Genomic DNA, 23,299 nt, shown 5'->3' with positions numbered 1-23,299 from the left:
GCAACTTTTTACTCATATTTATCAACTTAAATTAATTCCGCCAACGGGTTAATATTATGACCGTATATCGTGATTTGAAAGGATTGTGCCGACAGATACGAGCGTCAAGATGCCATTTAAGCCTAAAAAACTAAGCCAATCGCATTGATATTCCAAATATTTTTTGTTTATTTGCAAAGTAAAACAATAACTACGACGGGCAGAACATGCAACCATGACGAGCCGAATTACACCTTATTATATATACAGCTTTCAACTCGTCTACGAAAACGTTAACCCGCAAGGCTAATCTTACGCACGACTGCACGCCGAATAAAAGAATAAAACTATGGGAAAAGGAAAGAAAGGCGGCAAACGCTTAACCAAGAAACAGCTCGCCCCGAAGCTGGAAGAACTCTTTACCGCTAATCCGGGAAAGACGCTTACGTTCAAAGAGATTTTCCGCACACTCCACCTCGACACTCATCCGCTGAAGATGCTCGCCATCGACATCATGGAGGAGATGGCGTGGGACGACTTCATCACCAGAGTGACCGACAACTCCTATCAGCTCAATATGAAGGGACAGGTGCAGGAGGGCATCTTCCAGCGCAAGACAAACGGCAAGAACTCTATCATGCCCGACGACTCAGACAAGCCTATCTTCGTGGCTGAACGCAACTCGATGTGGGCTCTCACCGGCGACCGCGTGCGCTTCGCTTGCATGGCTCGCCGCAAGAACCACATAAAGGAGGCGCAGGTGATAGCCATTCTGGAGCGCGCCAAGGACACCTTCGTCGGACGACTCTCGTTCGACCACGACCTCTGCACGCTCATCTCTCCGGCAAACGTGCTGGCGAACAGCATCATCATTCCGCGCCGCAAGCTGAAAGGCGGCAAGGACGGTGACAACGCCGTGGTGCGCATCGTCGAGTGGCCCGACCAGGACCACCGCAACATGATTGGCGAAGTGGTCGACGTGCTCGGAAAGGCTGGTGACAACGACGTGGAGATGAACACCATCCTCGCACAGTACGGCTTGCCGTATAAGTATCCGAAGAACGTGGAGGAGGCTGCCGAGAAGATTTCGGCAGAGATAACGCCGGAGGACTATGCCGAGCGCGAGGACTTCCGCGACGTCTTCACCTGCACCATCGACCCGAAGGATGCAAAGGACTTCGACGACGCGCTCTCTATCCGACAGCTCAAGGAAGGTCTTTGGGAGGTGGGCGTTCACATCGCCGACGTGTCGCACTACGTCACAGAAGGATCCGTGATTGACAAGGAGGCTGTGAAGCGCGCTACGAGCATCTACCTCGTCGACCGCACCATACCGATGCTCCCCGAGCGCCTCTGCAACTTCATCTGCTCGCTCCGACCGGATGAGGAGAAGTTAGCGTTCTCCGTAATCTTCAACCTCGACGAGGAGGCTAACGTGAAGGCGTACCGCATCGTGCATACAGTTATCAAGTCGAACCGCCGCTACGCATACGAGGAGGTGCAGGAGCTGCTCGAGCAGAACGGCGTGGTAGACGGCACGGGCGAACCGGCACCTGCAGCGCCTAAGGGCGGATACAAGGGCGAGAACGCCGACGCGCTCATCATGCTCGACCGACTGGCTAAGAAGCTGCGCGCAGCACGCTTCAAGAACGGCGCCGTGAAGTTCGACCGCGAGGAACTCCACTTCGACGTAGACGAGAAGGGCAAGCCGGTGCGCTGCTACTTCAAGCGCTCGAAGGATGCCAACAAGCTCATCGAGGAGTTCATGCTCCTCGCCAACCGCACCGTGGCTGAATCGGTGGGCAAGGTGGCGAAGGGCAAGAAGCCGAAGACGCTGCCTTATCGTGTGCACGACAACCCCGACCCGACAAAGCTCGAGACGCTGCGCGAGTTCGTGGTGAAGTTCGGCTACAAGATGAAGACCGACGGCACGAAGGGCGCACTCGCCAAGTCGCTCAACACGCTCATGTCGGCGTGCGAGGGCAAGCGCGAGCAGAACCTTATACAGACCGTGGCGCTGCGCGCTATGATGAAGGCAAAGTACTCTATCCACAACATCGGTCACTTCGGACTGGCGTTCGACTACTACACTCACTTCACATCGCCTATCCGCCGCTATCCCGACACGATGGTTCACCGACTCATCACACGCTACCAGCAGGGCGGACGCTCTGCCAACAAGGAGCACTATGAGGAACTTTGCGAGCACTCGTCGGAGATGGAGCAGATTGCTGCCAACGCCGAGCGCGACTCTATAAAGTATAAGGCTGTGGAGTTTATGTCTGAACGTGTGGGCAACGTCTACGACGCACACATCTCGGGCATACAGTCGTACGGCATCTACTGCGAGATTGACGAGAACCACTGCGAGGGTCTTGTGCCGATGCGCGACCTCGACGACGACTACTACGACTTCGACGAGCGCAACTACTGTCTTGTAGGCAGACGCCACCACAACAAGTATCAGCTTGGCGACCCCATACGCATCAAGGTGGCAAGTGCCAACCTCGAAAAGAAACAGCTCGACTTCACTCTGGCCGACTAATAAGTGGGTGCACTTCTTAGGGGGTGCAGTTGTCTCAACTGCACCAACCAAGCAAAAAGTGGTATACTCAGGGGGTGCAGTTGTCTCAACTGCACCAACCAAGTAGAAGTGGTATACTCAGGGGGTGCAGTTGTCTCAACTGCACCAACCAAGCAAAAAGTGCATACTTAGGGGGTGCAGTTGTCTCAACTGCACCAACCAAGTAGAAGTGGTATATTCAGGGGGTGCACTTGTCCCAAGTGCACCAACCAAGCAAGAATTGGTATACTCAGGGGGTGCACTTGGGACAAGTGCACCAACCAAGTAGAAGTGACACCAACCGAGCAAGAAGTGCCCAATCAAGCAAATTGTATAGTTAGTTTGGTTGGTGCACTTGAGACAAGTGCACCCCCTGCAAGAACTGCACCAAGTAAGCAAGAAGTGCACCCCCTGCAAGTACCGCCCCTCCCTCATTAAAATTATCTCACCCTCTAACCCCCAACCCCATCATGCCTCACATCACCTTCCTAAACCGTCGTTCCGACATACTTATTCGGTGTGGTCACTTGCCTCATTGGTTCCAGCCAGAGGCGGTGCAGTTTATCACTTTTCGCCTTGCCGACTCACTTCCTCAGACCAAACTGCAGGAGTTGTCACTCATGCGCGAGGCGTTAGGACGGTGCGAGACGAAGGATGGAGAGCTGACGGCAGAGGAAGAACGTTTGGAAGAAATAGTGGAGGGGTGGTTGAAGATTGGATATGGCGGTTGTGTGTTGAGCAATGCGCAGTGCAGGCAGTTTGTTGAGGAAGCTCTGTTCTTCAACGACAATCAGACGTATCACCTCCATGCCTTCGTCATAATGCCCAATCATGTTCACATTCTACTGTCGCCGATAGGAGAAAACAGCGTTGTCTCTATTGTCAGTAAGTTGAAGCGCTATTCGTCACGTATGATAAAACAATGTTTAGGGACGGATGGTAATGTGTGGCAACGTGAGATGTTCGATCGTATGATGCGTGGAGAAGACGACTTCGCACATAAACTGGCATACATTGTTAATAACCCTAACGGACTTCCGGAAGATAGCTACTCATTATATGTAGCAGAGAATGTGCAGTATCTGCTGTAGTGGCTTTCAGGGGGTGCTTTCAGGGGGTGCACTTGTCTCAAGTGCACCAACAAAGCAAAACTGCACCAACCGAACTGAATGTGTGGTTAACTTGGTTGGTGCAGTTGAGACAACTGCACCCCCTGCAAGAAGTGCACCATTAACTCGGTTGGTGCACTTGAGACAAGTGCACCCCCTGCCCTTGCCCGAAATGTTAAAGATGTTAATATAATAAAAACGAAATATCTGATTTATATCTTTTTCACAAAAAATGCGTATTTTTGCAGAACAAATGGAAGTGTACTAACCATACTCTCCATTCTCTAACTTTTTACACATACATTCGTTTAAGAAAAACTGAATCAATTTACTAAATACAAATCTTTATGGCGAATTTTTCCCGCAAAACTTTGACTCTCGCAGCAGGTCTCGTACTTTCTGTGATGAGCGCTAACGCACAGCAGATGCGTGAAGGTTATGTAGAAGCTGGCAAGAACACTGGCAGCGAAAACTTCCACACCCTTATTCAGGGTTGGACTCCTGGCAGCCAGATAACAGCAGACGACAACTTCTATATCTCACGTGTAAAGCCACGTGCTCGTTTCCGCAACGAGGCTACACAGGTGCGTCTTGATCTCAATGCGAAGAACGACAAGAAGCTTATCGCTTGGATTCCGGTAAACAACCCCGACTTCAACGCACTTCCTAACGGCGTATTCGACTCAGAGGTATTCTCTATGTGGTCGTATGTTACACACTGGGGCGACTGGACTGCACCTCTCGGACGTATTCCGGCTGCTTTCCTCGATATCGCTCACAAGAACGGTGTAGGTGTTTCAGGTGTTGCTTCTATTCCTAACGCAAGTCTTAGCGCAAGCTGGTCGGCATGTCTTAAGGGTATCGGCTCTATGGACGTAGACAAGGCTTCAAAGTTCTTCCAGTACTATGGTATCGACGGTATGGGCTACAACTCAGAGTTCTACAACGGTGGTTCTGTAGTGAAGCCGGTACGCACATTCCACGCAGCTCTCGTTAAGAAGATGAAGCCGGTTAACCCGGTATTCGAGAACTTCTGGTATGACGGTACAAACGACTACGGTCAGGTTACATTCGACGGTGGTCTCAGCAACCATAACAAGGAGACATTCGGTGACAGCGAGAACGTACGTACATCACTCTTCTTCAACTACAACTGGAACCGTGGTCAGCTCACTCCTTCTGTAGCATATGCAGAGAAGCTCGGTCGCGATCCGCTCGATCTTTATTGTGGTGTGAACATGCAGGGTGGCGAGCCTGGTGGCACATCATGGTCGTTGCTGCCTGATCAGCGCGTTTCTATCGGTCTTTGGGGTGCTCACTCATACAACATGTTCTGGGAGAGCCGTTCAGAGCTCGGTTCGTCTGACGAGAAGAAGCAGTTCGCTTACCTCCGTCGTACAGAGTGCTACTTTGGTGGCGGCAACCGCAACCCGGTTATCACTCCGTCTATTGTTGACAAGCATCAGTACACAGCATACAACCCGACTTGGCACGGTATGGCTGCATTCATGACAGCACGTTCACCGCTGAGCTGGGATCTCGCTGAGGAGCCGTTCATCACTTACTTCAACCTCGGTAATGGTAAGTTCTTCAACCTTAACGGCGAACGCAAGACCAGCACACCTTGGTACAACGTAGGTATGCAGGACTACCTGCCGACATGGCATTTCTGGTTCGCTAACAAACTCCTCGGACGTACAGCAGCTGACGTTCCGGCTGAGGGCCTCGACGCTCAGTTCGTATGGGACGACGCTTACTTCGGAGGTTCTACACTCAAGGTCTTCGGTACAACAGCTAACGAGTATCTCCACCTCTTCAAGACAAAGTACGCTTTGAAGAAGGGCGACGTTATCACTGTTCGCTATAAGCTCAACGAAGGTGCTACCGACCTCGACCTCGTTCTCTCTGCTGAGGGCAGCGAAGACAAGGGCGTGGCTTACAACCTCTGCAAGGCAGATCGTGTAGCTGACGTTAACGACTGGGTTAAGCAGACATTCACTGTAGGTTCTGACTTCGACGGCAAAACTCTTGCTCTCGTAGCTCTCAATTTCAAGAACGCTAAGAACGTCGACCTCATGCTCGGCGAGTTCTCTATCGTTCGTGGCAACTACGCTACACCGGCTGCTCCGGTTATCGACGCAGCTAACACCAAGATGCTCTACAACAGCAAGGCTGGTATGGACGCTAAGATCATCTTCAACATGCCTAACAACAAGGCAGCTGGCGAGCCGTGCTACAACCTCGACGTTAAGACATCTCACTTCCGTCTCTACGCTCAGGAGGAGGGCAAGGAGCCGATGCTCATGGGTACAACAACCTCTTGGGCTGGTCTCTACTACTCAATCCCGACTACTAAGGCAAACGCAAAGGTACGCCTCGGTGTTTCTGCAGTAGCTCTCGACCACAAGACAGAGTCTGAGATTGCTTGGAGCAACTACATGGAGCCTGCTGCATACGTTTACAATGACGATATTCAGAGCAACAAGAAGACTATCAAGCCGAACGAGGAGTTCACACTCAGCTACATCGACCCTGAGCACCCGGCTGCTAAGTGGGAGATCGTTAAGGATGGCGCTGTAGTTAAGAGCGGCGAAGGCAACTCTTGGACTGTATCGCTTGCTGACGTCGGTAGCTACGACCTCAAGGTTACTGGCAACGAGTATGGTGAGGATGGTGCTGCTAAGCAGACCACACGTACATTCGCATCTTACATCCAGATCACTGGCGAGGGCACAGGTGCTCTGCCTGAGATCTACACTCTCACAGCTAACGGTAGCGATGAGGATGTTTCTCTCAAGACCGGCGAGAGCGTTAAGATGGCTTACACAGGTCGTCACGCTGACGGTGCAGGTTCACAGGGCCTCGACCTTAAGGAGAAGCGCTTCGGTGTTGCTGCTGCAGACCTCGGTCTCGTAGGCAAGAAGTCTTACTCTATCTCATTCTGGTTGAAGATCAACAGCATCAAGTCTGGCGATCCTACAACTCTCTTCAATGTTTACAACAAGCAGGATGGTTGGCCTAAGACAGACTGGGGTTGGAACTGGTCTGGTATCAGCGCAGATGGTAGCATCGATCACTACAACTTCCGTGGTACAGACGCTACTTCTAACAAGGAGCTTCACTATAAGTATGCTAACACTAAGCTGCCTGTAGGCAACTGGGTACACATAACAATGGCCTTTGATTATAACGATGGCGGTAACTTCCGTAGCGACCTGTTCGTAAACGGCGTTAAGCAGACCGTTACTTCATGGGATCGTACCGGTGGAGCCACAAAGACAACAGAACCAGACTATGAGAACAATATCTATGGCATCACAAACGGTATGTACCTCTGCATCGGTGGTCCGCTCTTCTCACGTTACGGCATTGACGGTGTTATCGACAACGTAGTAGTTTGGGACAAGGCAGTCACAGCAGCAGACGCTAAGGTTGCTATGGGCGACCTCAACGCTAACAACCTCCCTGCTGGCGTGAAGGCATTCTGGGACTTCGAAAAGAAGGCTACTGACAACTACTTCTCAGCTGCAGGTTCACTTGCTGGCACAAAGGCAGGTATGCAGGATATGGTTGCAGGTGGCAGCGAGGGTCAGGCTACTCTCCAGTGGATTGAGCCGACTTACATCGCAGGTTCTCCGTTCGTATCTGGCGAGACATACAAGGTAGAGACCAAGCCGTCATGGACTTCAAAGAACGCTACATTCGCTGACATTACTGGTAACGGCGAGGAAGGTTCTGCAAACGTTTCGTTCCGTACAGGTGGCGACTACGACGTAACTCTTACACTCTCTAACGCTCTTGGTAAGGCAGAGAAGACATTCTCTGTAATCAAGGTGGCTTATCCTACTGGCGTTGACGCTGTAGAGGGCGCAGAGATGAAGGCTTACACAGTAGGCGAGGACGCAGTAGTAGAGTTCGCTGAGGCTGGCGCATACGAGGTTAGCGTTTACACAACAGCTGGTGAGCAGGTTGCTCGCAAGGCTGCTCAGCTCAACGCTGGCAACGTGGTTAACGTACACCTTGCTAAGGCAGGCATCTACGTGCTTAATGTGAAGAAGGACGGCAAGACCGTTCGCACTGTGAAACTTATTCGTAAGTAAAATAAATCTATAAGTTGACGAGTAAACGAGTAAATATATAGACGAGTGAACGAGTTGACAAGCAGACAAGCTGATTATACACCTTATATTATATAGGTGTGCAAAAAGCTCGTTTGCTCGTCCACTCGTCCACTTGTATAAAAACATAGCATACTTGTATACTCGTCAATTTTGTGCTTTAAAATACCTAATCAACAAAACAATATCTAAATGAACAACAAAAAGACAACACTCCTCGCATCCATGCTTCTGTGTGGCTGCGTGTTCGGTTACGCTCAGCGTACTCCGACTCATCCGTTAGACATCCAGGACAAGGGCGACCAGTACCTCCTCGAGAACATCTGGAACTGGGAAGCTGGCACACCTCCGCGCGAGGTGAGCGCAATGGACGACCAGTTCTATATCTCACGCGTTCGCCCATTGCCGCGCATCGCTGAGGCTGACGACTATCAGGCAGAGGTTAGCAAGCAGGCTAAGCCGGGTCGTAAGATGTGTCTCTGGACTCCGCTCGACGACCCAACGTCTTCTTGGAAGGCTCTTCCGCGCTACTGCTTCGAGGGCGACAACTTCTCTATGTGGTCATACCTCAGCATCCACGGTAACTGGACAGCACCTTGGTTCCGCGTAACTGGCGGTCTGTCTGACGTTGCTCACAAGAACGGTGTAGCGGTAGGTTGCGTTGCTTCTATTCCTTGGGCTGCTGGTGTTAACGTGAACGCAGCAAGCGGTTGGGGCAAGACCTTCGGCGAGCTGACAAAGAAGAACTCTGACGGCACATACAAAAACGTAGAGCGCTTCGTTAAGATCCTCAAGTATTACGGCATCGACGGTGTTGGTGTGAACTCTGAGTTCAATGCTAATGCTGCTACAATGAAGCAGATCCAGGGCTTCTTCGCTGCTTGCCATAAGGAGGCTGAGAAGATCGGTTGGAAGTTCCAGCTCCACTGGTATGACGGTACCAACGACTACGGTGGCATCTCATTCGACCAGGGTCTTAGTGCTCACAACAAGAATCAGTTCGGTGATAAGGACAACATCGTTACCGACATGATGTTCTCTAACTACAACACCGGTAACGGTACTCTCAAGAACACTGCAGAATATGCAAAGAGTCTTGGCCGCAATCCGTACGACTACTACAAGGGCTTCGATATCCAGGGCCGTGCGCTTCACTCTTCAAGCTCTAACTGGAACGACCTCAACGACGTAGAGGCTTCAGTAGGCTTCTGGGGTGCTCACTCACAGGGTCTTATCCACCAGAGCGCTACCGACTACGGTACATCTGACGTGGCTATCCAGCAGGCTTATCTCGACAAGCAGGAGATGGTGTTCAGCGGTGGCAACCGCAACCCGGCTAACACTCCTGACATCCTCGGATGGAGCGACGTCGTAACACTCGCTAACGGTAGCCTGAAGGGCAAGTTCCACGGTGTAGCAAGCTACGTAACAGCTAAGTCTACTATCCAGCAGGTGCCGTTCGTTACACGCTTCAACCTCGGTAACGGTCTCACATTCAAGAACGAGGGTGAGGTTACGTTCAACCACAAGTGGCACAACATCGCTACTCAGGACTACATGCCTACATGGCGTTGGTGGATCGTTGACGGCAACGAGAGCGCAAAGAGCGCAGACCTCGCTCAGGCTGAGCTGACATGGGACGACGCTTACTGGGGTGGCTCTTGCCTCCGCCTGAAGGGTCAGACAACAACATCTCGTGTAAAGCTCTTCAAGACCTTGCTCAAGACAGAGCCTTCATACAACATCTCTCTTACATATAAGATGAGCAATGAGCTCGACACACACGCTAAGTTGTTCGTAGCTCTCAAGGGCAAGCTCACAGAGTACAAGGAGATTGACATTCCTGCAGCTGAGAAGTTCGGTCAGTGGACAACATTCACCACTACTCTCGACAAGCTCGGTCTGAAGTCGGGCGACGAGATAGCAATGATTGGTATCCGTCTCGACAATACAGCTAAGGACTACAACATGCTCGTTGGTGAGCTCGCAGTTCGCAACCCGCAGCAGACATTCGCTCCGGTTGCTCCGAAGATTAAGGAGATTGATGTTCTCCGCGGTAAGGACAAGACTTGCGACTTCAAGATCCGCTATGCTGCTAAGGAAGAGACCGGTGGCGAGAAGACATACAACGACGAGGTAGACACATGGTACTACGAGATCTGGTTCCAGCAGAAGGGCGAGAAGGAGCAGTACCTCACAGCTACAACATCTTGGGCAGCTTACGTAGTCGACGCTCCGATGGTAGCCGACCTCGAGAAGCGCGACTGCCGCTTCGGTGTACGCGCCGTTTCTCCTGACGGATTGCAGAAGAGCGAAATCTCTTGGAGCAATTATCAGAAGGTTGAGTACGACACACCGTCTACAGAGGTAGCTATCGACCGTCAGGTTATCAAGCCGAACGAGCAGTTCAAGGTTTACTACGAGGATCAGTTCGCACCGAACGCTCAGTCGTTCCGTCTGCTCAACGCACAGACAGGTGCTCAGGTAGGCGAGAAGTACTCAAATTGCAACCAGTTCACAACTTCTGTACCAGAGGTTGGCGTTTACGACCTTGAGGTTGTTGATGCAGAGGGCAAGACAGAGACATTCCGCGGCAAGGTTATCATCTCTCCGGAGAAGACAGGTGCTGTGCCAGTTGTTGAGACTGTAACTGCTGACAAGCAGACAGCTGAGACAAACGAGGAAATCAAGCTCAACTACACATCACGCGACGGCGAGGGTAAGGTATCTCGCGGTCTTGTTGTAAAGGATCCGAACATGCTCTTGATCCCGGCAGAGGTAACACTCGACGGCGGCAACAACACAAGCATGGCTTACTCTTACGCTCTCTGGGTTAAGGTAGACAACTATGCTCACGACAAGCAGGGTACAAACCTCATCCAGAAGAACACTATCTCAGACAAGTGGCCGCACAACAACTGGGGTGACCTCTGGGTACAGATTCGTCCGCAGATCAACGCTGGCGAGCACGACTGCCACAACAACCATCTTGCTAACGAGGTTTCATTCAATACCTTCGGCTGGACAGCTCACGACAACCCGAGAGAGTCGATGATGTCAACAGGTTACGCACTCAACCCGGGTGTTTGGAACCACATCGTTGTTACTCAGGCTGCTGACAAGCAGCAGAAGATCTACTTCAACGGCAAGTGCGTAGCAGGTCCTAACAACTTTGCTGCATCTAACCTCCGTGAGAACAGCTCTGACAGCCGCATCAACACTTCTGAGCACGCTAACGTGTTCATCGGTGGTGGCGGTGTTTACAAGGCAGGTCTGAACGCAACTATCGACGAGGTTCAGGTTTGGAACAAGCCTCTTACTGATGCTGAGGTAGTTCGCGCAATGCAGGGCTATGCAGCTAACGAGATTCCTGAGGGACTCATGGGCTACTACACCTTCGAGGAGATGGACAAGAGCGACTCTACATTCGTTAACCTTGGTAAGGCAGGTGCTCAGTACAAGGCAAGAATGGTTGTGATGAACGGCTCTGGCGGTGAGAATACTTCTACAGCATCTTACAAGACAGTAGGTGCAAACAACGAGGTGACCGGCTATCCTGGCATCGAGGGTACACTCGAGGTTAAGACTTCACACGCATGGCAGCTCAACGGTGGCCGCATCTCTTCTGAGGACGACAAGGCAGCTGTCGTAACATTCGCTCGTCCGGGCGAGTATGAGGCAGGCGTTAAGCTCACCAACTTCTGGGGCGAGTCTGAGAAGGCACTTGAGAACGTACTCGTTATCACTGGTGTTGACGCAATCAACGACGTTAAGGACGCAGCAGGCTTCTCTGTTTATCCTAACCCGTTCGTAGAGAGCGTAAACCTCCGCTTCTCTGAGGGTGGCTTCTACACTATCAACATCGTAAGCGCAGCAGGTGCGGTGCTCCAGAGCAATGACTTCCGTGCTGATGCCGGCGAGACAGTGAACGTAGCTGTTCAGGGTGGCAAGGGCATGTACATCGTACAGGTGCTCAAGGACGGCAAGCCGTTCAAGGCTCTCAACGTAATCAAGAAGTAATAACAAAGAATAGCGAACCGGCGGGCGGCGACGCCGCCCTGCCGGTTCCAACTATATTCATTTATTAAAAAACAAACAATGAACAACAAATCAAACGAGAAAGGCAACATGGTGCTGAAAGCCGCCTTTGCGATGCTCGCAGCAGGTCTGCCTATGCAGTATGCTTCGGCTAATGGCAACGCAGCTCCTAATGCTTTGACACAGACTCAGGGCGCTGTCGTTCAGGGTACTGTTAAGGATGGTACTGGCGAACCGCTCATCGGCGTTAGCGTCGTAGTGAAGGGTGCCACTGGTCTTGGTGTAGTTACAGACATCGACGGTAACTACCGAATCGACGTTAAGGACAAGAACGCTGTCTTGGTGTTCTCTTATATCGGCTACACACCGCAGGAGGTAAAGGTAGGCGGTCGTGCCAACGTTGACGTTACCATGAAAGACGAAAGCTCTGTGCTCAAGGAGGTTGTAGTTACCGCCATGGGTATCAAGCGTAAGGAGTCGTCACTTACTTACTCTACACAGCAGGTTAAGGCTTCTGACCTCAACCGTGTACAGGATCCGAACGTTGCCAACTCTCTCGAGGGTAAAGTATCTGGTGTAACCATCACACCGTCAGCAGGTGGTGCAGGTGGTGCTTCTAAGATCATCCTCCGTGGTAACAAGTCAATCCTCGGTTCTTCTACTCCGCTTATCGTTGTCGATGGTGTTCCTATGAACAACTCACAGCGCGGCCAGGTAGGTTCAGGTGCAAACATGCTTACAACAGGCGTATCTGAGGGTAGCGACGCTCTCTCAATGATCAACCCTGACGATATCGAGTCTATCAACGTGCTGAAGGGTGCCAACGCTGCCGCTCTTTACGGTTCTGAGGCTGCCAACGGTGTCCTCATGATCACCACAAAGAAGGGTCGCGAGGGTAAGGTAGGCGTTAACTTCTCTTCTAACGTTACATTCGACACTCCGCTCACAACTCCGAAAATTCAGAACGTTTACGGTGCTGCTATCGACGAGAACGCTCACACTATGAGCATCAGCAGCTGGGGCGATAAGGTATCTGCTCGTAATAACGACCAGCTTATCATCCAGACTCCGATGTACGGCGAGCACTTTGGCGAGACAATGAACGACGTACACTTGCGCAACAGTGCAAAGGACGACGTTGCCGACTTCTTTAAGACCGGTGTGACAACCAACAACTCTATCGCCCTCTCAGGTGGTACAGACAAGATGAGCAGCTACTTCTCTTATGGTAACTCTCACGCAAACGGTATGATTGAGAACAACTCATACAACCGTCACACTTTCTCTTTCCGTCAGAGCTTCAAGTTCTACGACCGCGCTTCTATTGACGTGTCGATGAACTACATCCAGACAAAGACAAAGAACCGTCCTGGTGGTGGTATCACAATGAACCCGATCTACCACTTGTACATGATGCCGCGTAACATCGATCTCGGCTACTATCGCGACAACTACCGCGTAGACAACGGTACTTGGCTCACAGGCTTGCAGACATACTTCAAGCGTGAGGGCAGCAACTATACAAAGGTTAAGGAGCAGGGCACTGTAACAGGTCAGCCGATGCAGAACTGGGCTTACTCAGCTCAGGGCCAGAACAACCCGTACTGGCTTGTTAACCAGAACTCAAGCGTAGCTAAGGAAGACCGTTTCTTCGGTAACATCACCGGTTCGCTTGATATCTACGACGGTCTCTCATTCCAGGCTCGTTTGGGTATGGACTTCACAAAGTATGAGAGCGAGTCGAAGCGTTACGCTACAACATGGCTCCCTGCTTCTATGGAAGACCTGGGTCGCTACTGGTGGAGCTACTCTAAGACAACCGACCTCTACACCGACTTCATGCTTAACTACAACAAGACATTCGGTGATTGGGACGTATCTGCAACAGCAGGTTACGTAGGTCATATACGCAAGTCGTTCGGTCATGGCAATGACGTAACAGCTACATACTACTATGGTGACCGTGAGCACATCTCTACAATGGCTAACTACTTCTCTACAGCAGCCGGTGGCCCGGGCGCTACATCTCCGAGCCAGAGCTCTGACTGGAACAAGGGTGCTGTCGTAACAGGCCAGATTGGTTGGAAGGAGACAGTTTACTTGGATGGTTCATACCGTCGCGACTGGTACCGTGCCTTCCGTCAGTTCAAGGATCGTGGTACGCCTGAGGATTACGGCTACTTCGGCTTCGGTGCGAACGCTATCGTAAGCAATCTCGTTCAGCTGCCAGAGTGGTTCAACTACTTGAAGTACCGTGCTTCTTACTCAGAGGTAGGTAACTCTATCCCGGGTATCGTTTACGCTGGTGCTACACGCAACTTCGAGACAGGTGCATTGGTTCCGTCTTCATGGGCTACCTTCAAGAATCCGCGTCCTGAGAAGACAGCTTCTTTCGAGACCGGTATCGAGGCATTGTTCCTCAACAACCGCTTGAGCTTCGACTTGACATACTACAACTCTACTATGTCTAACCTCTACCTCGTTGGTACCAACGCTTCTGGCAAGTCTATCCCGATGAACTCTGCCAAGATCCGCAACCAGGGTATTGAGGCTACTGTAGGCTACGACTTCAAGTTCGGCCAGCTCCGTTGGAAGACATCTTATAACCTCTCTTACAACGACAACAAGATCCTCCGTACAGCTTACGACGAGGAGACCGGTAAGGAGAACGTTATCGCTACATACGTAGGCGGTGTGCAGGTGCTCTACAAGGAAGGCGGCGCTATGGGCGACATGTACGTAACAGACATCAAGCGCGACGAGAACGGCCACTACGTTCTTAACGCTAAGGGTGGTTTGTCAATGGAGACAGAGTCGAGCAAGACATTCGGCAAGTATGTAGGCAACCAGAATGCTAAGTGGCAGATGGGTTGGTCTAACAGCTTCACATGGAAGGACCTCACACTCTCATTCCTCATCAACGGTCGTATCGGTGGCAAGGTGCTCTCTATGACAGAGTCGTTCCTCGACGGTGCAGGCTTGTCACAGCGCACAGCTGACGCTCGCCTCTACGCTGAGAAGAACAACATCTACGCTGATGCAGTTTATGGCAATAACATCCTCGGTATCCGTCTTGACGATGGTTCAGGTCGTATCGTTCCTATCGAGTCTTACTACAACTCAGTTGGTGGTGTAACTCCTCAGGACATCGAGCGTTACCTCTACAGCGGTACCAACTTCCGTCTGCGTGAGCTCTCTCTCGGTTATACTTTCCGCAACCTCTTCGGTCAGAACAAGAACCTGAGCCTCTCGTTTATCGCTCGCAACTTGTTCTTCCTCTACAAGGACGCTCCGGTTGACCCAGACGTATCGCTCTCTACAGGCACTGGTCTCGGCGCATTCGAGGTATTCAATATGCCGTCGTCACGTTCGTTCGGCTTCTCATTGAATGTAAACTTCTAAAACAATTCAAAAAAGTAAAAAAGAATTATGAAAAATTCAAAGATATTTGTTTACGCTGCGCTTGCGCTCTCTGCCTTCGGTATGCAGTCGTGTCTCGACTACGACACCCCGGGTGACGAGTTCAACGCAAACCAGACCATCGTGCCTCCAGTGGTCAGCTCGGGTAAAGCAGATGTCATCGACTACAAGAAGGTGATTTCTGACGAGGGTGTTGCAGAGGCTATCATGGCACTTGACGATAATATCCGTACTGCTCAGACCGGTGTTTATGGTATCCGTGGCGGTAAGGACGGTGGTGCTCCTGTGGCAAACGCTTACCAGTTCTGCTACTCGCTCGGTCCTGACAACTACGTACAGTACTTCTGTGTACCTCACTACGACTTCCCGTACTCTAACTTCACATTGCGTTCTACATACGACATGTGTAAGGGTTCTATCGGTGGTCCTGGCAGCGGTTTCTCTTCAGCTAAGCTCTACATCGCTCCGCTGTTGAACACAGAGAAGATCGACTCAGTTCCTGAGTTGAAGGCTATCTTCCTCACACTCTTCAACTACTCGGCTATCGAGAACGCCGACCTCTTCGGTCCGATGCCTTATGAGGAGTTCAAGGCTCTGCGCGACAAGTCGCCGTTCAAGTATAACGACGTACGTACTATCTACTATGGTGTTAAGAAGAACCTCGATGACGTTGTTGCATGTCTTAAGTACTATAAGGACAACCGTTCTGAGGCTTACAAGCAGGAGGTGGCTAACGTGATGTACAGCTACCTTACAATTGTAAACGATCCGTATTCAAAGACTTGGGAGGATATGGAGCCGTGGATCCGCTTCGCCAACTCGCTCAAGCTGCGTATGGCTATCCACATGAGCGGCATCGAGCCTGAGACAGCTAAGACTTGGGCAGAGGAAGCAGTTCGCGATGGTGTCATCACCGACGTTGACAATGAGGTTGCCATCTATCCGGCATTCTCTGGCAAGGACCACCCGCTGGTTGAGATCACAGGCTGGAGCGACGCCGTTATGGGTGCTTCTTTCATTAACCTGCTTGAGAACCTCGACCACCCGTACATGAAGTATCTCTTCACAAAGAACAGCGTAGGTCTTGCTAAGTCTCCGCAGGCTGTAGAGGGTTCTTCTTGCCCGGCTACCACACCGGCGAACTCTGTATACGTAGGTATGCGTGACGGTGTAGCTCCTGGTGAAGGTCAGGCAGCAGCCAACAACCCGTACTGTGGCTACTCTATGCTCGACAAGGCTTACTTGGCTCAGACTCAGGCTCCTCTCTTCCTCATGAAGTGTTCTGAGGTTTACTTCCTCCTCGCTGAGGGCGCTCTCCGCGGTTGGAACATGGGCGGTACAGCTAAGCAGTTCTACGAGCAGGGCATCCGCTACGCTTCTCTTGAGAGCCGTTCGTTCACGGGCAACAAGTACAACCAGCTGGTTGACGAATACCTCAACGTTGAGGCTCCGAAGGGTATTGCATACGTAGACCCACAGGGTCTTACACCTGATATGCCGAGCGTAACAAAGATTGGTGTGAAGTGGAACGAGGGTGATTCTCCTGAGGTTAAGCTCGAGAAGATCATCACTCAGAAGTACATCGCTTCTTTCCCGTACAGCTACGAGTCATGGGTTGACCTCCGTCGTGTAGGCTATCCTAAGCTCTTCCCGATCCTCGGCGTAGCTGACAGCGACGGCACAATCGGCGCTGGCGATTCGAAGGTACAGACAAAGGAGAACATCATGCGTCGTATTCCTTGGGCTTCTGACGATCCTCAGACTAAGGCTGATATTGAGGAGACTGGTCTCCCAGCTCTCGGCGAGGGTGCTTCGGATACTCAGGGTCAGCACCTCTGGTGGGATAACGGAGCTTCTAACTTCTAATCCGCACGTTTAGATTTGTATATATAAAAATGGGCAGGACTCCGATTTCGGAGCCCTGCCTTTTTTGTCTTAAATTGGGCCTAATCCCAAATTTATATATAATTTTTGGGATTACAATCCCAAATTTCTATATGATTTTTGGGATTAGAGCATTTTTTTTGTGTATCTTTGCAAGTGTAATATAATATTAATGTTATGATATCAAGACTATTGCAGAAGACAATTGAATCGCGTTTGTTTGCAGGAAAGGCAATTATCGTGATAGGAGCGCGTCAAGTAGGCAAGAGTACGTTGTTCAAGCTTATTCTTGAAAAACAAGACTATAAGGCATTGCAGCTTAATTGTGATGAGCCCGAGGTGAGGGATATGCTTAGCAATATAAACACTGCAGAGCTACGACTTCTTATAGCCGACAATCGTATAGTTGTTATTGATGAGGCGCAGCGAGTGGAGAATATAGGTATGACATTGAAACTAATTACCGACAACTTCCCTGATGTGCAGTTGCTTGTGACAGGTTCTTCTTCTTTTGAATTGCAAGACAAGCTCAATGAGCCGCTTACTGGTCGTAAGTATGAGTATCATCTTTATCCAATCTCCACTGCCGAGTTGATGGCAAGTAATGGTCTTCTCGGTGTGAAGCAGACCCTTGAGCAGCGCCTCGTCTACGGCTCTTACCCCGATATATTGAACCATGCCGACGATGCAAAAGAACTGCTTATGAACCTCGCTGGCAGTTATCTATATAAAGACTTGTTGACGCTCGAGAGCGTACGCCGTCCTGTTCTGCTCGGCAAGTTGCTTACTGCTCTTGCCTTGCAGGTGTGCAGTGAGGTGTCGTACAACGAACTTGCGCAGACCGTTGGTACAGACAATAAGACGATAGAGAAGTATATAGACCTTTTGGAGAAATGCTACATTGTGTTCCGTCTTAATGGCTTTAATCGCAATCTGCGTACTGAATTGAAGAAGAGCAAAAAAGTCTATTTCTTTGACAATGGCATACGCAACGCTATTCTCCAGAACTTTGCACCTCTCTCGCTTCGCCAGGATGCAGGTGCGCTATGGGAGAATTTCATTATCAGCGAGCGTATAAAGCGCAATCACTATTCGGGTCGTTACGTAAATAGTTATTTCTGGCGAACCACCCAGCAGCAAGAAATTGACTATGTGGAGGAGTGTGACGGACAGTTTAGTATTTTCGAGATGAAGTGGAATACACGTCGTGCCAATACTCAATTTCCTTCTTCGTTCCTAACAGCGTATGATGTGAAGGAAAAGGCTGTGGTGACTCCCGAGAACTGGATAGAATGGGTTGTGTAGGGTGCTATAAAGCTATAAATAAAATCGAGTAGCTGAAAAAATCTACCATATCTTCCAGCCGGCGTGCAACGTGCTGCATGTCAGAAAGATAAAGGCTGGAAGATTCCTAAAAAATGAGGTTATCTTCCAGCCTATCTTCCAGCTGTGTGCATCTGTGGGAGGACACTCGCAGTTCGGTTGGTGCAGCTGAGACAGCTGCACCTCCTAAAGGTTATTGTAAGCTCTTTACTTCTTCTATCGGCAAGCCTGAGCCTTGAGCGACCTGCTCGATGGTTAATCCCATTGCAAGAAGATTTCTTGCAATGGCTTTCTTTTCTTCCGCACGTCCTTCTGCACGTCCTTCTGCACGTCCTTCTGCACGTCCTTCTGCACGTCCTTCCGCATGGCCTTTCTCTCTTGCCTCACGTTCAGCAGCTGCCATGCACGCCATATTGTCGCGCACAACCCAGAGGCTATTTTCGTACGCCTCCCACTCCTTCTTTGTTAGGCGGTGGCTGTCGGCATAGTCCTCAAGCTGTTTGAATATCTCTTTTTGTGCCGTGAACGGCATTCTGCTTAATGCTTCCATATGCTTCAATACGTAAATCCATTTCTCAAAATCTGTAACACATTCCTCCGCTTTGTTCTTAAAGAGCGGAAGCGCCAAGTAGATAAAGCGGATCTTGTTGGATACCTGCATCTTCGTGTCTTTGTCCGCCAATACGATGTCCGTACGGAATTTCGACACCTCATCCGTACGCGGCATGTAGTTCATAAAACATATTGTGTAAACAGGCAGGAACTTGTAGGCGTCTTCGCTTTCTGTGCGACCCTTGTCCACCTGGTCAAGGATGCTACGGCATGTGTAGCAGATGGTGCGGTCGAGGAAGTTCGGTTGCCATCGGTTCTGCATCTCTACGATAAAGCGTTCGCCAGTGTCCGTCTCGCAGTAGACATCGCAGATAATGCCGCGCTGGTCTTTCGTTGGCGGCAGCAGTTCCTTGTCGCGGAACGTGAGGTCTTTGACATGCAGCTCGTCTACGAGCAGGTCGTTGAGGAAACTTATCAGCAACGGCTTGCTGAACTCCTGTCCAAACAGTCGTTTGAAGCCCCAGTCGGTGAACGGATTGATGTATTTGCCCATAGTCCTATGTATTGTTTACATTGCAAATATACAACGAAACTTCGTAACGACAAAGAAATCGATACTCTTTTTGCAATCTCAGGGGGTGCAGTGGTCTCCACTGCACCAACCAAGCAGCGCACGCACCCCAACCTTCTGTGTGCATCTGTGCTATCTGTGAAAGAACACTCGCAGTTTGGTTGGTGCAGCTGAGACAGCTGCACCCCCTTGAAGAGCCCAATAACTTGGTTGGTGCAGCTGGGGACAGCTGCACCCCCTGAGGGAATACTGGTTACCGCGTACAGGAAATGCTGTTACCGCGTGCCTAAACTGTTGTTACCGCAATGCTGTAAAGGCGTTACCGCGCTGTGGTAATAGTGGTTTCTATAGTTTCTTTACGTTAAAAAAGCATTAAAAAGAAGTGCGGTTTCCATTTTTTTATTAACTTTGCAAACTGATAAGCTGCACCTCAGCATAATATTCAAGCAAGCTTGATATTCTGCATGCGGTTATCTTATCAACGTAAATCTATGAGTTATCAAATTATAACTAACTAACGGTAAGAATTTTCTAATTAACTAACTAAAACAAATTTACAAAAGCATGAAGAAAAAAGTACTTCTGTCTACGCTTGCTATGGCTGCGTTCATGTCAGCTATGCCGAGTGTAAACGCTGTTGCTGCTGATGACACAACGTCAAATGCAGTTTACGACTTCAGCGGTTTCAACGACGTGAACCTCATCAACCTGTTCTACCAGGTTTATCAGGACGGTCGCAAGTATCCTACCGCTGCCGAGTTCGCTGCTGCAGGTATTCAGCAGAGCGACATCGCGTTCATCCGTTCGCACGTGCGCAACAAGGGCATCATCGACCGCTCAAGTCGTCTTATCAAGGACACCTACGAAAAGCGCAACCTTTGGATGAACATCCCGATGGGTCAGGGTAAGGATGGTGATGTAGGTCACCCGTCAACCAACTTCGACTACGACGTGTTCTCAATGTGGAACTACACCAACCTCTTCGGTGCTTGGAACCACGGATTCTTCTCTGCTCCTGCTTCATGGACCGACGCTGCTCACAAGAACGGTACCAACATGTTCTCTGGTATCAAGTTCTTCGACACAACCGGCGGCCGTCCTGACGGCGCTGGCAGCTGGATTCAGTATTGTACATCAAAGGACGAGAAAGGCAACTTCAAGTATGTAGACGCTATCATCAACTGCTTGATGTACTTCGGTTTCGACGGTATCAACTACAACTGGGAGGATGCTGGCTACAACAAGACAGATATCGTTAACTTCCACCGCGCTCTTTGGGCAAAGGCAAAGGAGAACGGTTTCGACAACTACCGCAGCGGTATCTACACAAGCCAGAGCTCTATCGCAAGCGCAATGCAGGCAAAGTGGCTGCTTGGCGACAAGGAAGGTCGTACACACGACTTGATGCTCAACTATTCGAGCGGCGACTTCACTTATCAGCTCAGCAACTCTGCTAAGGTGGCTATCGACGCTACCGGTTCTACAGATGGTATCTACGCAGGTATGTGGTTCGTAACCATGAACCGCGGATGGAACCGTCTTAACGCAGACGAGTATGCAAAGCAGATGAACATCTGTCTCTGGGGCGAGCACGCTTCAAGCCGTATCTGGTCTTACACCACAGGTGCCGACTCTTACGACCGTCAGGCTAACTACCAGTACATGCAGGAGCGCTTGATGTCAGGCGGCAACCGCAACCCGCTCGAGCGTCCGGCTATCAGCAACCTTGGCAACGACTGGGAGACTTCAGGCACAAAGAAGCCTCTTGAGTCGTACGCAGGTCTGGCAACATGGATTCCGGAGCGTTCTTCAATCTTCGGAAACCTTCCGTTCGCTACCAACTTCAGCCTCGGCAACGGCGACCGCTACGCTTACAAGGGAAAGAAGACTGCAGGCGCTTGGTACAATATGGCTACTCAGGACATCGTTCCGACATACCGCTGGCTCGTTGTTAAGCCGGGTACACAGGAGGTTAGCAAGGATATCGACGCTACATTCTCGCTCGCTGACCAGTACATCGGCGGTACCAGCCTCCTGCTCACAGGTAAGGCTACAGCTGCAGGCACAGACGTAGTGCTCTACAAGACCGACCTCAACGTTTCTGCAGGCAACCCATACGCTAAGATCGCCGTTAAGAACGGCAAGGAAGGCTCAAACGCTTCTTCTCTCTACGTAATCGTTCAGAAGGCTGACGGCTCATGGGTAGAGACTCCGGTGGGCAACATCAACGGCGCTAACTGGCAGGAGGTGAAGGTGGCTCTCAACGGCGTTTCTAAGAGCGACGTCATCAAGCACATCGGTCTGCGCGTTAAGGGTAGCGACGACGCTTACAAGATGTACGTAGGCAAGCTCGAGATCAACGACGACGTTAAGGCCGTACCGGCTGCAATCAAGGACCTCAACGTAGAGGTTAAGAACGAGTACAAGACACAGCTCTCTGCCAAGATCTACTGGAACGTGGACGCACAGGCACAGAAGCGTGCAGCTTGGGATCTCGTATACAACGACGAGGCTAACATCGACCACTTCGAGATTCTCTACAAGAACGGCGAGAACGGCAAGGTTTCTGAAATCGGCCGCACCACAACATGGTCTACATTCATCGGCGACATCCAGTTCGAGGAGAACGCAGAGCCGTACATCGGCGTACGCTCAGCATCTACCGACCTGAAGAGCTACTCAGAGGTTAAGTGGGTTAAGGTAACACGCGGCGACGTTGCTTCGTTGCCGGAGGTACCGGTAGCCGACTATCCGGAGAGCAAGATGAACCCGGCTTGCGACGGCGCAGCTACAGCACGCCAGCAGCGCTACGTAACAGACGTTACAACAGCAGGTGCTGATCAGAACCTCGACTACCACACAGACCACCCGGTAGCTGACGGCTCACAGTACGACGACCAGACAGCTCTCGTGCTCAAGGTTAAGCAGGGACAGAAGGTGAAGATGAACATCAAGTGTGCCGACTTCTCAGACGGTCTGAAGTACTGCTTCGCAGGTGGCTGGATAGACCTCAACGGCGACAAGCAGTTCAACTCAGCCAAGATTCAGGACGATCCGGCTAACGGCGAGATGCTCTTCTTCGCTGGCAAGATTCGTGAAGCTACTCCTGAGTTCCAGACAACAGGTGTAAACTGCGAGTTCACCATTCCTGAGGACGCAAAGCCAGGTAAGAGCCGTTTGCGTATCGTATTCTCTGACGCATGGTTCGCAGGCGACTTCCTCCCGTCAGGTCTCCACAACAAGGGCTTCTCTATGGACTTCGGCGTAGAGATCACTGGCGACAACCCGGGCCGCGGCGCTGGTGTTGACATCCACGACCAGGGCGTAGCTGACGAGCCGGAGATGCTTGGTGGCACAGTAGACGCTATCAACTCTGCAAGCCAGGGCGTTTCTAAGGTAGAGGCAGCTGAGGGCAAGTTTAACTTCCAGAACGTAGAGAAGGCATGGGTATACGATGCAAGCGGCGTACTCGTTAAGTACCTCGTTAACCCGACATCGTTCGACGCTCAGCAGCTCGCTTCAGGCGTTTACCTCGTGAAGATGCAGAACGGCAACATCATCCGTTCGCAGAAGCTCGTGAAGTAAAAGCCCCTCCCAACCCTCAAGCCCCTCCCAACCCTCCCCGTCGGGGAGGGCTAAGGATAGCTTAAAGAGGCTTGGTTCGGCTTAGCTTTCTCGGCTTAGAAAGGCTTAAGAAGGCTTAGTTCGGCTTAAACGCTGCCTTGGACAGGCTTAAACGCTG

Annotated in this window: 9 protein-coding genes; 8 read left to right on the top strand and 1 reads right to left on the bottom strand. The window is 50.9% G+C overall.

The window, feature by feature from the left end; translation table 11 throughout:
• The first annotated feature begins 328 nt into the window (after positions 1–328).
• The 7 genes from rnr (at position 329) to KTQ90_RS06935 (ending at position 18,416) form a co-directional block, all read left to right on the top strand.
• A complete protein-coding gene (gene rnr, locus KTQ90_RS06965; protein ID WP_217317733.1) occupies positions 329–2,524 on the top strand; it encodes a ribonuclease R in 2,196 nt (731 codons plus the stop codon).
• Positions 2,525–3,012: 488 nt separating this feature from the next.
• The gene (locus KTQ90_RS06960) at positions 3,013–3,633 is read left to right on the top strand and encodes a transposase (protein WP_217317732.1); all 621 of its coding nucleotides are present in this window, start codon (positions 3,013–3,015) and stop codon (positions 3,631–3,633) included.
• A gap of 365 nt (positions 3,634–3,998) precedes the next feature.
• Positions 3,999–7,751, top strand: coding sequence for an endo-beta-N-acetylglucosaminidase (locus KTQ90_RS06955; RefSeq protein ID WP_217317731.1), 3,753 nt, complete (start codon positions 3,999–4,001; stop codon positions 7,749–7,751).
• A 210-nt stretch (positions 7,752–7,961) separates the two neighbouring features.
• On the top strand, positions 7,962–11,789 hold the full coding sequence (locus tag KTQ90_RS06950; RefSeq protein ID WP_217317730.1) for an endo-beta-N-acetylglucosaminidase: 3,828 nt from the start codon (positions 7,962–7,964) through the stop codon (positions 11,787–11,789).
• Between the two features lie 78 nt (positions 11,790–11,867).
• Positions 11,868–15,209 (top strand): SusC/RagA family TonB-linked outer membrane protein, encoded by a 3,342-nt coding sequence (locus KTQ90_RS06945; protein ID WP_217317729.1) that lies wholly within the window; start codon positions 11,868–11,870, stop codon positions 15,207–15,209.
• Between the two features lie 27 nt (positions 15,210–15,236).
• Positions 15,237–17,093 (top strand): SusD/RagB family nutrient-binding outer membrane lipoprotein, encoded by a 1,857-nt coding sequence (locus KTQ90_RS06940; RefSeq protein ID WP_217317728.1) that lies wholly within the window; start codon positions 15,237–15,239, stop codon positions 17,091–17,093.
• Positions 17,094–17,288: 195 nt separating this feature from the next.
• Positions 17,289–18,416, top strand: coding sequence for an ATP-binding protein (locus KTQ90_RS06935; RefSeq protein ID WP_217317727.1), 1,128 nt, complete (start codon positions 17,289–17,291; stop codon positions 18,414–18,416).
• A gap of 211 nt (positions 18,417–18,627) precedes the next feature.
• Here the strand turns inward: KTQ90_RS06935 and KTQ90_RS06930 are convergent, their stop codons facing one another.
• Positions 18,628–19,539 (bottom strand): Rpn family recombination-promoting nuclease/putative transposase, encoded by a 912-nt coding sequence (locus KTQ90_RS06930; protein WP_217317726.1) that lies wholly within the window; start codon positions 19,537–19,539, stop codon positions 18,628–18,630.
• 582 nt (positions 19,540–20,121) lie between these two features.
• Between KTQ90_RS06930 and KTQ90_RS06925 the strand changes: the two genes are divergently transcribed.
• The gene (locus KTQ90_RS06925; RefSeq protein ID WP_217317725.1) at positions 20,122–23,142 is read left to right on the top strand and encodes an endo-beta-N-acetylglucosaminidase; all 3,021 of its coding nucleotides are present in this window, start codon (positions 20,122–20,124) and stop codon (positions 23,140–23,142) included.
• The last annotated feature ends 157 nt before the right edge of the window (positions 23,143–23,299 follow it).

The sequence above is a fragment of the Leyella stercorea genome, from assembly GCF_019052365.1.
GTDB lineage: Bacteria > Bacteroidota > Bacteroidia > Bacteroidales > Bacteroidaceae > Prevotella.
This window is presented reverse-complemented; position numbering and strand designations above follow the sequence as displayed.